Here is a 12,303-nt window from a genome sequence, read left to right on the forward strand (position 1 = left end):
CTAAGATAAAAGGAGTTTTTAGAAACATGAAAAGAGAAAGTTTCAAATCCAGATTAGGTTTTATTCTGATTTCAGCGGGATGCGCCATTGGGATTGGAAATGTCTGGAAGTTTCCATATGTGGCAGGACAAAATGGCGGTGGTATTTTTGTTTTGTTTTACCTGTTCTTTTTGATCGCAGTCGGCGTGCCGGTGCTGACCATGGAGTTTGCAGTCGGCCGTGCCAGCGGAAAGAGTGTAGTGAAAGGCTATGAGGTACTGGAGCCGGAGGGAAGCAGATGGCATTTGCATGGCTATGCGGCGTTATTTGGTAATTATATGCTGATGATGTTTTATACGACAGTGGCAGGCTGGATGATCAGTTACTTTTATCGTTTCCTGATCAATGACTTTAAGGGGCTGGATACGAAAGGTGTCACGGATAAGTTTTCTCATATGCTTGCAGATCCTAAGAGCATGACCTTCTGGATGATCGTAATCGTTGTTGTGGGATTTCTGATCTGTTCCTTTGGTCTGCAGGCCGGAGTAGAAAAGATCAGTAAGCCGATGATGCTGGGACTTCTGGCATTGATCGTGGTGCTGGCGGTCAACAGTATCCTTTTGAAGGGCGGCGTGGATGGACTGAAGTTTTATCTGATCCCCGACTGGAAAAAGGTTGAGGAGGTTGGTCTTTTTAATGTAATTATTGCGTCGATGAATCAGGCATTTTTTACTCTGAGCCTTGGTATTGGTGCTATGGAGATTTTTGGAAGCTATATGAGTAAAGAGCATACTCTTTTAGGAGAATCCCTGCGGATCGCCGCGCTGGATACCTTTGTGGCGATTATGTCCGGTCTGATCATTTTTCCGGCCTGCTTCGCTTACGGAATCAATCCGGGAGCAGGACCGGAGCTGATCTTTATTACGCTGCCAAATGTCTTTATCCAGATGCCGGGAGGCAGGATCTGGGGGACATTTTTCTTCCTGTTTATGACTTTTGCGGCATTTTCCACGATCATAGCGGTTTTTGAAAATATCATTGCCTGCTGTATGGATAAATGGAATATCAGCCGCAAAAAGTCTGCTCTTATCAATGGCGTGATCATTTTGATCGCTTCTTTACCGGCGGTATTTGGTTATAATATCTGGAGCAGCTTCCAGCCAAGAGGCGCCGGAAGTACAGTGCTGGATCTGGAGGACTTTATTGTAAGCAATCTGCTGCTTCCGGGCGGTTCTTTGATCTTTTTGTTATTCTGTGTGACAAAATGGGGCTGGGGCTTTGATAAATATCTCGAAGAGACGAATACCGGTATTGGGGCGAAGTTTCCAAAGGCTCTGCGGGGATATGTGACCTTTGTGCTCCCGTGTATTATTCTTGTGATTCTTGTGCTTGGATTGCGGTAAAATGTGAATTTATCCGCGTCCCAGAATGGTATCCATATCCTGTTCCGGTGCGGTGATCGGCTGCAGGTTGTAGGTGTCTACGAGAAACTTCACAACGGTTTCTGACATAAAAGCCGGAAGAGTTGGTCCCAGATACATGTTGCGGATACCGAGGGAAAGCAGTGTCAGCAGGATACAGACTGCTTTCTGTTCATACCAGGACAGCACCAGTGTCAGAGGCAGATCGTTGACCGTACAGTCAAATGCATCGGCGAGTGCCAGAGCTACCCGGATCGCACTGTAGGCATCATTGCACTGTCCCATATCAAGGATACGTGGGATGCCATCAATCTCCCCGAGATCCAGATCATTAAAACGGTATTTTCCGCAGGCGAGAGTCAGAACAAGGGAATCCATCGGAGTCTGTTTTACAAAATCGGTATAGTAATTACGGCCGGGATGGGCACCGTCACATCCGCCCACCAGGAAAATATGCTTAATATGTCCCTGCTTGATCGAGGAAATGATCTCTTCTGCATGGGAAAGAACGGCGGAGTGGCCAAAACCTGTGGTCAGTGTGTGGCCGCCGTTGATCCCGCTCATGCTGTGGTCGTGTTCATAGCCTCCGAGCCGTAAGGCATGTTCAATGATCGGAGAGAAGTCTTTATTTCCGTCCTTGTCTCCGCTGATATGGCGAAGACCTTTATATCCCACTACAGATGTCGTATAAATCCGGTCCTGATAGCTTGGTCTCTGAGGCATCAGACAGTTGGTGGTGAAAAGTACCGGGGCAGGAATATTGTCAAATTCCTTCTGCTGGCTCTGCCATGCGGTTCCAAAGTTACCTGCAAGATGTTCGTATTTATTCAGCTCCGGATATCCATGAGCCGGCAGCATTTCACTGTGGGTATAGACATTGATCCCTTTGCCCTTTGTCTGCTCCAAAAGCTGGGACAGATCCTTCAGGTCGTGACCGGATATTACGATAAAAGGACCTTTTTTGATATCGGTCTGTACCTTTACCGGTGATGGCGAACCGAAGGTTTCTGTATTGGCACGGTCCAGAAGCTCCATACATTTAAAGTTGACTTTGCCAAATTCCATGATCAGCTCGATCCATTCCTCGGCAGAATGTTTTTTATTTATTTCACAAAGTCCCTTGTAAAACCATTTTGTAACGCTTTCATCTTCATATCCGAGATTCATGGCGTGATGGGCGTAGGCCGCCATACCTTTCAGACCGAAAAGCAAAGTGGAACGAAGGGATACTTCGTCGTTACTTCCATCCCAGAGTGCTACGACGGGGATCTTTTCGTCGCTGAGTTTTTTGCGTTCTTTTATGACACGGTCTGTAAATTCACGGATCGCTTCATCGTCGAAATTGACATTGGTTAATGTGGTAAAAAGTCCGTCTATCAGCAGACGATCCGTCAGGCGGGAATGTTTTCCTGCATCGTGGGCGGCTGTGGCCAGGCGGATCAGCTCGCCGATCAATTCATCCTGCAGTCTGGCGGTTTCCGGCTGCTTGCCGCAGACGCCTGTGTTGACACAGCCTTTGTTGCCTGCGGTCTGTTGACACTGAAAACAAAACATATTAGACATGGTTACTCCTCCAATCAATGCGATATGCTATTTAGATACTTTAAAACCAGTTTTTCCAATTTTTGTGCGGAGTATACATACATGGAAACAGGTGAAATAATTAATTGAAAAAGTAAATTGAAAATAATAATGTGTAGTAGTATACTGTTGAAAAAAGAGATGTACTAAATTATGAAAGGCTGTGTTAAATGACAGAGAAGACACTACAGAATACATTATATGTTTATATTGACGAATCAGGAAGCATTACAAAAACTAATATCAGCAATAATAGATATTTTGTTATAGCGATGGTCTTTACAGATGATCCAGTTACAATTCGCAGATTATTTAAAAAGAAAATTTCCAAAATGATGAAAAAGAATGATAAATACAAAGATATGATTCGAATGAAAAAAGAGATAAAGGGGTCGGATATATCAGAAACTACCAAAAAAGAAGTATATAAGCATATTTTAGAGCATGGTGCAGAAAAGCTGGAACTGGGTCTTATTGTATTAGATAATGAATATACTACAGATAAATTTATTGAAAATCATGCCAGATCATTTAATTATATGATTCAAACATATTTAGATAGCTATTTTCGTAATCATAGTAAGTTTATGAAAGGATATGGTAAGATAGAATTGATCATTGATGAGCAAAATATTGCAACAGGAGCGGAATATGAGTTGTGTGGATATCTTAATCAACAGTTGACCTTAAAAAATCCCATATGTGATCTGTTTGAAGTGACTTATACAGACTCTAAAAACGAGAAATTGGTTCAGCTGTCGGATTTTGTAGCAAATTCATTTTATCGTAATATTGAAAAGAGAAATCAAGAAAGTAAGGAAACAATTGGAATGTGGTTGAATACTCTATGTAATAGGGATATTTTTGACTTCTCAGAAAGCCGGGATATTGCTTTGAATTTATAATGAATTGTTGCGTTGAATTTGACAAATAATAGATTGGGTGTTATTATAATCTCAGCAAAGTAAATCGTTGATAACCGCATGAGGATGTAAGGCAGATGTAAGCTGTCCGGCTCAACGTTTTTGTTAGAGAGACATTCCAGATATGGGATGTTCTTTTGCTTTAGGGGGATTATTTGCACGAGGGGCTGTCGTACTGTTTGGTATGATAGCCTTTTTTTGATTATAATAAATTTCTTGACATTATCATATGACCATGTTAACATAACGGTGTTACGTGATGAGGTGACATAGAAATGAGGCATATATGAAGGATGAAAAGGAGACCAGGAAAAGGCTTCAGAAATGTGCCCTGGAGGAGTTCCTGGAGAAGGGGTTTATGAAGGCATCTCTCCGGAGCATCTGTAAAAAGGCAGGGGTCACTACGGGAGCCTTATATTTTTTCTTTGAGGATAAGGATGATCTGTTTGTTTCTCTGGTGAAGGAGCCTCTGGCGGGAGTACGCGAGGCAATGGAAATGCATTTCCTGGGGGAGAAGCAGGCAATGGAATCGGGAGAACTGCTTAGTGGAGAAGTACAGGAGGGCGAAGCGGATGATTACCGTACGACTCTGAATATTGTTCATGAGCTTTACCGGTATCGCGACCGGTTCCGGCTTCTGTTGGAGAAGTCCCAGGGCAGTTCCGTGGAGGGAGCTGTGGATGAGGTCGTTCGCATTTGCGAGGGACATTACCGGATGCTGGCTGATATGATGCAGCAGCATATCGGGGGAGAGAGGATCGAACATGACGTGATTCACTGGATCGCACATATGCAGATCGATGTATTTGTTTATGCGGTGACACATATTGACACAGAGGAGGAAGCGGTCAGATATATGGATCGTGCAGTGAAATATATGGTCTGTGGCTGGTATGGAATGTTTGGTGTAACGCCGGATATGATGGGAAGCGGAGATATTGTTTGAAAAGAATAGAGCAGGGATAGAAGGTTTCGGGATAAAAGGAACTGTTACGGCAGTTCCTAAAAAAACAACAGCAACATAACAGTGTTACGTTAATGATAAATAATATCAATAAGGAGGACGATCATGTATCTGGAAGTGAAGGATTTGAAAAAGAGTTATGGTGCAGGAGAAGGTTTTGTGCAGGTTCTGAGAGGAATTACCACGGGAGTGGAGCAGGGAGATATGTGTGTGATACAGGGAACCAGTGGTTCCGGAAAATCCACATTTTTAAACTGTATTGGTGGCCTGGATACCATTGATTCCGGCTCTGTGGTGGTGGATGGAAAGGAAATTGCAGGCCTGAGCCAGACGGAGCTTTCTGAGTATCGCCGGGATAATCTGGGATATATTTTTCAGTTTTACAATCTGGTCCCTAATCTGACTGTACGGGAAAATATACAGGTTTGTGAATACCTGACCAAAACGCCGCTGGATATGGATGAGCTTCTGGAGACATTGGGGCTGACAGGACATCAGAACAAATTTCCGTCACAGCTTTCCGGTGGTCAGCAGCAGCGGTGTGCCATTGCCAGAGCATTGATCAAAAATCCGAAGCTTCTTCTCTGTGATGAACCGACCGGTGCACTGGATTCCAAAACCTCCAGGGACATTTTAGTGCTGCTGGAAACCATCAATGCAAAGTATGGAACTACGATGCTGATCGTTACTCATAACAATTCCATCAAAGACATGGTACATAAGGTGATCCGGATCAAGGATGGCCAGATCAGTAAGGAATATTACAATGAAACTAGAGTACCGGCAGCAGAATTGGAGGATTTGTAATGCAGAAAGTATTGAGAAGAAGAATCTTGCGGGATCTGTGTGCCAATAAATTCCGTTATCTGGCATTGGCAGTGCTGATCATTATGAGTATGTATCTGGTGGTCTCTCTGGTGGGAGCATCTGAAACAATTATGCAGGGAGGAGCGGCTTCTGACCGGGAGCATAAGGTTGAGGATGGCCAGTTCTCTGTATTTGTGCCGTTGACAGCCTCCGAAAAGAATGAAATCACCCAAAAAGGACTGAGTTTGGAAGAAAATTTTTATCTGGATTACAATATGAAGGACCAAAGTGTGCTGCGGGTATTTCAAAACCGGCAGAAGATCAATCTTGCCGTTGTTCGGGAAGGGCGGCTTGCAAAGGCTGATGATGAAGTAATGCTGGAGCAGAGATACAGTGAGGAACATCGGATCAAGGTGGGAGATAAAGTGACAATCGGTGGAGAAACGCTGAAAGTATCAGGAATCGGCTGTGTACCGGACTATAATGCGCCATATCATAATCTGTCAGACAGTACCGTGGGAAGTAAGCAGTTTGGTCTTGCTTTTGTAACTGCCGGACAGTATAAAAAAATGCAGGATCAGGGAAAAAGTGCCCAGACAGAGGTGTACAATTATTCGTACAGATTGAAGAAGGGAATGACGGACAAAAAGCTTAAGGAATGGCTTAAGGATCAGACAATTGATGCTAGTGATATAACGGATAATTGGTTTAAAAAATATTGGCGTCGGACCGGCGGTCAGAAGGATAAGGTGACAAAGGGAATCGATAAGCTGGCAGACGGATCCGGGGAGCTTTCAGATGGACTATCAGAGCTTGCTTCAAATAACAAAAAGCTGCAGGAGGGTACAGGTCAGCTTCTGGATACATATCTGGAGCAGGCTTCCGATGCATTGAAGGATTATGGTCTCACGGAAGCACTTACCGAGGAAAATTTTAAAGAGCAGCTGACACAGCTGAAGGACAGGAATGATAATGGAATTGTGCGGCTTTCCATTGGTTCCCTGCTGGATCAGCTCACCATGCTGAAAAGCTATAAGGATGGAATCGTAAAATATACGGATGGCGTGGGAGAGGCCGCTGATGGTGCCGGAAAGCTGTCAGATGGTGTCCGTAAGCTGAAAAAAGGAACTGATAAGCTTGTGGATAAATATTTTGATATTTCTTTAAGCAATATGACAGAATTTGTCACAGCAGAGGAAAATATGAGAATTGGTGCAACCACAGACGATCAGGTCATTAATAAGCTGGCTGGCCTGATCGCCGGTGTGATTATTATGATCTTATTTACTTATGTGATCTCGGTGTTTGTCGTACATACAATCGAGGCAGAGAGCGGTGTGATCGGTGCACTGTATGCAATGGGTGTTACCGGAAAGGACTTGATCATGCATTACCTGACCCTGCCGGTCTGCGTTACATTTATATCGGGAATGATCGGGATGGCAATAGGTTTTTCGCCAATTGGTGTGCGGCAGCAGATGGCAGACACCTATAACTATTTTTCCTTCCCGGAGGTACCGGATGTGTATCCGGTATACCTGCTGATCTACGGCGCTGTGATGCCTGTTCTGGCGGCAGTGATCGTAAACTGGCTGGTAATCCGGAAGAAGCTGGCACAGCCCGCGTTAAAGCTGATGAGGAAGGAACAGAAGCAGGGGAGATTTGGCCGCATGGATCTGGGGGATATGGCATTTGTGCCAAGATTTTGTATCCGTCAGTTTTTGCGGGAGCTTCGAACCGGTCTGACGGTTATCTTTGGACTTTTTGTTTCCCTTTTGATCTGCATGCTCAGTCTGGATTGTTATGTGATGTGTGCCAATGTGGGCATTGAAAACAGAGCCGATACAAAGTTTGAATATATGTATACTTACAAATATCCCACCGGGAAGGCACCGGCCGGGGGTGAGGAAGCTTATGCCAGGACATTAAAACGGGAACGCTTTGGTTACAATCTGGATGTTACAGTATTGGGAATTACGAAGGATAACTCTTTCTTTGATGCTGATGTACAAAAAGGAAAGAGCCGTGTGATCCTGTCCAGTGCGGCAGCACAGAAGTTTGCTCTTGCAAAAGGAGATCAGTTTGTACTGAATGATGAAGACGAAGAAAGGGACTATGCATTTACGGTGGATGGCGTCACACAGTATTCTACCGGTCTGTACGTTTTTATGGACATTGACAGTATGCGGGAACTGTTTGGTGAAGATGATGATTATTATAATGTTGTGTTTGCCGATCATAAGCTGAATATTCCGTCAGGACGGCTTTATGGCACATTAAAGAAATCGGAGGTAGAGAAAAATTCTGATATTTTCGTCAATATGATGATGCCGATGGTTTCGACCCTGATGATTATGTCTGCATTGATCTTCTGTGTAGTCATGTATCTGATGATGAAGGTGATGATCGATCGTTCCAGTTTTGGTATTTCACTGGTAAAGATATTTGGATACCGGATCAGTGAGATCCGGAAGCTGTACCTGAACAGTAATTTCTGTATTGTAGCAGTGGGAGCACTGATCTGCATTCCGCTTTCCAAACTGTGTATGGATGCTATGTATCCGTTGATGGTCAGTAATATTGCCTGTGGAATGAATCTTCATTTTTCACCGGTACTTTATATAGGGATGTATGTTGGGATTCTGCTGCTGTATGCAGTGATCAATTTCTTCCTGGTGCGTCGTCTGCAAAAGATCACGCCGGCAGAGGTTCTGAAAAACAGGGAATAAAATATTTTGTTATGTTGATGAAATATGTGGGGAGTGCTATGATGAAAAAGTCAGAATTTTGGAAAGGCATGGTTAAGGGAGTATGACAAAAATTAAAATATGTGGATTGACAACACCACAGGAAGCCGGTTGGGTATCAAAGGCTCAGGCAGATTATGTGGGAATGGTGCTTTTCTTTCCGAAAAGTAAAAGAAATATTACGATAGATCAGGCAAAGGAAATTATGAAATACCTGCCGCCACAGATAAGGAAAGTGGCTGTTGTGGTTTCTCCGTCAGCCTTACAGATAAAGGAGATTCAGGAGAACGGATTTGATATTGTCCAGATTCATGGACAGGTGCTTCCGGAGGCTCTGGAGACTTTGCAGATTCCGTTTTTCCGTGCGTTTAATGTAGATAATATGCAGGAATGGGAGCGGTACGAGGCAGAGCCGAAATGCATCGGTTATGTGTTTGATGCAGTGAAACCGGGAAGCGGTGAAACCTTTGACTGGAGCAGCATACCAAATCTGCCGGAGGATGGGAAACCGTACCTGCTGGCAGGGGGACTAAATCCTGCTAATGTGGGGAATGCGATTGAGGCAATGCATCCGGACGGGGTAGATGTGAGCTCAGGAGTGGAAAGAGATTTAGAACCGGGAAAAGATCCGGAAAAGATAGAAGCATTTGTAAAGATAGTGCGGAAAGCTTAGTATAGCGTAAACCAAATTACCAGCACTTTGATTTGTCTGATTTATCAGATACAGCGTTGTCGTCAATCGACGTAGCCGCCGCTACGCCTCATTCCTCCGCCTTGCATCTGATAAAATCATCCTGCGTCAAAGTGACAGGCATTTAGTTTACGCTATACTTGTCATTACAGGAAAGTCAGGCTAATCACCTGCCCATAAAAATACCGGTCGGCTGATACAAGCGAGCTTGTACGCCGGACCGGCATTTTTTATGGGCGGGCGATCTGTGACCGTTTTTATGAAAAGTAGTTAGATGTCTGGTTGCGGCTCATCATATACTCCCGGTTGGAGACGGACTGTGACAGACCGTTTAGAAGATAGAACAGGATCACACCGATGAGTACTCCTAAAAGGCTCATGGTAACATCATCAATGTCGCCCCAGCCACGACCCGTAAGCTCCTGCAAAAGCTCCAAAATGATCGGAATACCGGCATAGATCGCCAGTCTCAGGAAAAATGGAAGTTTTGCTCCGTAGATCCGTACAAAAAAGCCGATTGGAACACCAAGTGCGATCATCTCTGCAATATAGCAGAAAAGAGGAAACAGTGAAGTATGGCTGTTGATCGCAAATTCAATATAAGATGCGGTCGTCATCATCGGAACGAAATTATGGGCACCAAATGGCAGCTCCTGATAAGGTGGAGTGATCGGTGTCAGAAAATACTGCTTGACCACGACAAACAGGAAAAATACAATGAAAAGAATACTCATTCTCTGGAAGAATAAGTGAAAACCATCAAAACGAGGTCCACGGTCCATCATATCGCGGATATTGCAGTAAATAAACGGAGTGATCCAGTTTACGAGAACAAGTACGACCATGGAAAAATCATAGTGAATCCACTGGTTTGGCTGGATCAGATAAATTACGGTAGAAAAGATAAAAGTGATCGTTACCATAAATGCAGCATGAAGAAAGCTGTATCCATAATTCAGCGATGACTCCAGACAGAAGTGGGAAAGCCCGACGGAAAAGAGTACAGCAAATAAAATGCTGACCCAGTGATAATTGATCAGATAATAAAGGCAGGCCTCTGCGATAAAGCTTACAAGACTGAGCAGAATCACAAGACTGCTGATATTGACGGCGCGATTGTTCATAATGATATCCCCCTGTACTTTAAAACTACATAAGATATCATAGCAGATTTTATGAGAATGTTCCATAGTAAAGTAGACGAAAAAAATTAAAATTAGGTATTGACATATATAAAAGAGTTTGGTATATTATACAAGTCGCGTGAAACGGACGGCGCAGACGAAAGGGATCTTAGCTCAGCTGGGAGAGCATCTGCCTTACAAGCAGAGGGTCACAGGTTCGAGCCCTGTAGGTCCCATTCGATGAGTTTTTCATCGGTTATATATGGCGAGATAGCTCAGTTGGCTAGAGCACACGGTTCATACCCGTGGTGTCGGGAGTTCGAATCTCCCTCTCGCTATTATTTTTTTGTCTAAAAGGCATTTATCTTTTGATAGATGTCTTTTTTTGTTTTATAAATAAGAAACAAAAAGATGGGGCCGCCACGCGATTAGATTCGTGTGTGCAGCCCCATTGAATTTATCCTCCGGGAATGATATGATTGTGAGAGATTCTAATATGGCAGAAAAGAAAGGAATTTATATATATGAGAGTAGGAATGGGTTATGATGTTCATCGTCTCGCGGAGGGACGGGATCTGATCATAGGGGGCGTAAAGATTCCTTATGAGAAGGGATTGGATGGTCATTCAGATGCGGATGTACTGCTTCATGCGATCATGGATGCACTCCTTGGAGCTGCGGCACTGGGAGATATCGGGAAGCATTTTCCGGACACGGATCCGGAATACAAAGGAGCAGACAGCTTAAAACTTCTGCAGCATGTAGGAGAGCTTATTGAGGGGGAGGGGTATTTGGTTGAAAATATCGATGCCACGATCATCGCACAGAGACCCAAAATGAGAGATTATATTGATGCTATGCGGGAAAATATCGCAAAGACTCTTGGGATTCAAATAAATCAGGTCAATGTGAAAGCAACCACAGAGGAAGGACTTGGATTTACCGGGGAGGGCGCAGGAATTTCGTCCCATGCAATCTGTTGTCTGGAGCCTATTTATGATAAGGCCGGTTTGGTTTCTTCGGTGGATGTAACATCCGGTGATATTCCGTCGGCACCGGCAGGCTGCAGTGGGGGCTGCGGGGCATGTCCGTCGGCAGCGTCGTGTCAGAATGTTAAGAGTACTACTGATGTAGAATGATAAGAGAAACAGTGATTTTAAGTTACTCCGAAAAGGAGATTAGAGTGAAAGGAATGTGGGATTATTATGTGGATAGCAAACGATTGGAAAGATTATGAAGTGATTGATACCTCCGGGGGAGAGAAGCTGGAGCGATGGGGGGATTATATCCTGCTTCGTCCGGACCCACAGGTGATCTGGGATACACCGAAGAAAAATAAAAACTGGCGTAAGCTCAACGCTCATTATCATAGAAGTAATCGTGGCGGCGGAGAATGGGAGTTTTTTGACCTGCCAAAGACATGGCAGATTTCCTACAAAAACCTGACATTTGGTTTGCAGCCCTTCAAATTTAAGCATACGGGATTATTCCCGGAGCAGGCAGTAAACTGGGATTGGTTCGGGGATAAGATCCGTCATGCCGGACGACGGGTGAAGGTACTTAATCTGTTTGCTTATACCGGTGGCGCAACGCTGGCGGCAGCAGAGGCCGGGGCAAGCGTTACTCATGTGGATGCCTCCAAGGGAATGGTTACATGGGCAAAGGAAAATGCAGAGCTTTCCGGATTGTCTGACCGGCCAATCCGCTGGCTGGTGGATGATTGTGTGAAGTTTGTGGAGAGAGAGATCCGCCGGGGCAATCATTATGACGGAATCATTATGGATCCGCCATCCTATGGCAGAGGTCCAAAGGGCGAGATCTGGAAGATCGAGGAGAAGATTTTTCCGTTTATTGAGCTGTGTACCCGGATCCTTTCGGATCAGCCTCTGTTTTTCCTGGTGAATTCCTACACGACGGGATTACAGCCGGCTGTGTTGAAATATATGCTGGAGACAGCGCTGGTCTCAAAAGTGGGAGGTCATGTAGAGGCGGAGGAGATCGGATTACCGGTCAGCTCTAATGGGCTGGTGCTTCCATGTGGCGCTTCGGGACGTTGGACAATATAA

The 12,303-nt window shown here is 44.5% G+C and carries 10 protein-coding genes and 2 tRNA genes; 10 read left to right on the top strand and 2 right to left on the bottom strand.

The window, feature by feature from the left end; all coding sequences use genetic code 11:
* Positions 1-26 precede the first annotated feature (26 nt).
* The gene (locus H8704_RS08735; RefSeq protein ID WP_249298002.1) at positions 27-1,382 is read left to right on the top strand and encodes a sodium-dependent transporter; all 1,356 of its coding nucleotides are present in this window, start codon (positions 27-29) and stop codon (positions 1,380-1,382) included.
* 9 nt (positions 1,383-1,391) lie between these two features.
* On the opposite strand, the gene hcp is transcribed toward H8704_RS08735, so the two are convergent.
* Positions 1,392-2,963: a hydroxylamine reductase gene (gene hcp, locus H8704_RS08740; protein WP_249298003.1), complete on the bottom strand. Its 1,572-nt coding sequence runs from the start codon at positions 2,961-2,963 to the stop codon at positions 1,392-1,394.
* 188 nt (positions 2,964-3,151) lie between these two features.
* On the opposite strand from hcp, the gene H8704_RS08745 reads away from it, so the two are divergent.
* The 5 genes from H8704_RS08745 (at position 3,152) to H8704_RS08765 (ending at position 9,095) form a co-directional block, all read left to right on the top strand.
* Complete coding sequence (locus H8704_RS08745; protein WP_249298004.1) at positions 3,152-3,886, top strand: DUF3800 domain-containing protein; 735 nt, start codon at positions 3,152-3,154, stop codon at positions 3,884-3,886.
* 304 nt (positions 3,887-4,190) lie between these two features.
* Complete coding sequence (locus tag H8704_RS08750) at positions 4,191-4,850, top strand: TetR/AcrR family transcriptional regulator (protein ID WP_249298006.1); 660 nt, start codon at positions 4,191-4,193, stop codon at positions 4,848-4,850.
* 123 nt (positions 4,851-4,973) lie between these two features.
* Entirely contained in the window at positions 4,974-5,675 is a 702-nt protein-coding gene (locus H8704_RS08755; RefSeq protein WP_022464269.1) for an ABC transporter ATP-binding protein, read from the top strand.
* Positions 5,675-8,404: an FtsX-like permease family protein gene (locus H8704_RS08760; protein WP_249298008.1), complete on the top strand. Its 2,730-nt coding sequence runs from the start codon at positions 5,675-5,677 to the stop codon at positions 8,402-8,404. Before H8704_RS08755 ends, H8704_RS08760 begins: the two co-directional genes overlap by 1 nt.
* Positions 8,405-8,486: 82 nt before the next feature.
* Positions 8,487-9,095: a phosphoribosylanthranilate isomerase gene (locus H8704_RS08765; RefSeq protein WP_249298009.1), complete on the top strand. Its 609-nt coding sequence runs from the start codon at positions 8,487-8,489 to the stop codon at positions 9,093-9,095.
* Between the two features lie 275 nt (positions 9,096-9,370).
* On the opposite strand, the gene H8704_RS08770 is transcribed toward H8704_RS08765, so the two are convergent.
* Entirely contained in the window at positions 9,371-10,237 is an 867-nt protein-coding gene (locus tag H8704_RS08770) for a VanZ family protein (protein ID WP_249298010.1), read from the bottom strand.
* Between the two features lie 163 nt (positions 10,238-10,400).
* On the opposite strand from H8704_RS08770, the gene H8704_RS08775 reads away from it, so the two are divergent.
* The 4 genes from H8704_RS08775 to H8704_RS08790 all read left to right on the top strand — a co-directional run bounded on the left by H8704_RS08775 (position 10,401) and on the right by H8704_RS08790 (position 12,303).
* Positions 10,401-10,473 (top strand) — tRNA-Val (locus H8704_RS08775).
* 28 nt (positions 10,474-10,501) lie between these two features.
* Positions 10,502-10,575 (top strand) — tRNA-Met (locus H8704_RS08780).
* Positions 10,576-10,761: 186 nt separating this feature from the next.
* A complete protein-coding gene (ispF, locus tag H8704_RS08785; protein ID WP_249298011.1) occupies positions 10,762-11,376 on the top strand; it encodes a 2-C-methyl-D-erythritol 2,4-cyclodiphosphate synthase in 615 nt (204 codons plus the stop codon).
* A 66-nt stretch (positions 11,377-11,442) separates the two neighbouring features.
* Entirely contained in the window at positions 11,443-12,303 is an 861-nt protein-coding gene (locus H8704_RS08790; RefSeq protein ID WP_118679667.1) for a class I SAM-dependent methyltransferase, read from the top strand.

Source organism: Jutongia huaianensis (genome assembly GCF_014384985.1).
Classification (GTDB): Bacteria; Bacillota; Clostridia; order Lachnospirales; family Lachnospiraceae; genus Jutongia; species Jutongia huaianensis.

What these genes read in the sequence shown, in the direction of transcription:
- H8704_RS08735 (WP_249298002.1), top strand. Translation starts at nt 27, where the DNA reads ATGAAAAGAGAAAGTTTCAAATCCAGATTAGGTTTTATTCTGATTTCA.
- hcp (WP_249298003.1), bottom strand. Translation starts at nt 2,963, where the DNA reads ATGTCTAATATGTTTTGTTTTCAGTGTCAACAGACCGCAGGCAACAAA.
- H8704_RS08745 (WP_249298004.1), top strand. Translation starts at nt 3,152, where the DNA reads ATGACAGAGAAGACACTACAGAATACATTATATGTTTATATTGACGAA.
- H8704_RS08750 (WP_249298006.1), top strand. Translation starts at nt 4,191, where the DNA reads ATGAAGGATGAAAAGGAGACCAGGAAAAGGCTTCAGAAATGTGCCCTG.
- H8704_RS08755 (WP_022464269.1), top strand. Translation starts at nt 4,974, where the DNA reads ATGTATCTGGAAGTGAAGGATTTGAAAAAGAGTTATGGTGCAGGAGAA.
- H8704_RS08760 (WP_249298008.1), top strand. Translation starts at nt 5,675, where the DNA reads ATGCAGAAAGTATTGAGAAGAAGAATCTTGCGGGATCTGTGTGCCAAT.
- H8704_RS08765 (WP_249298009.1), top strand. Translation starts at nt 8,487, where the DNA reads ATGACAAAAATTAAAATATGTGGATTGACAACACCACAGGAAGCCGGT.
- H8704_RS08770 (WP_249298010.1), bottom strand. Translation starts at nt 10,237, where the DNA reads ATGAACAATCGCGCCGTCAATATCAGCAGTCTTGTGATTCTGCTCAGT.
- ispF (WP_249298011.1), top strand. Translation starts at nt 10,762, where the DNA reads ATGAGAGTAGGAATGGGTTATGATGTTCATCGTCTCGCGGAGGGACGG.
- H8704_RS08790 (WP_118679667.1), top strand. Translation starts at nt 11,443, where the DNA reads ATGTGGATAGCAAACGATTGGAAAGATTATGAAGTGATTGATACCTCC.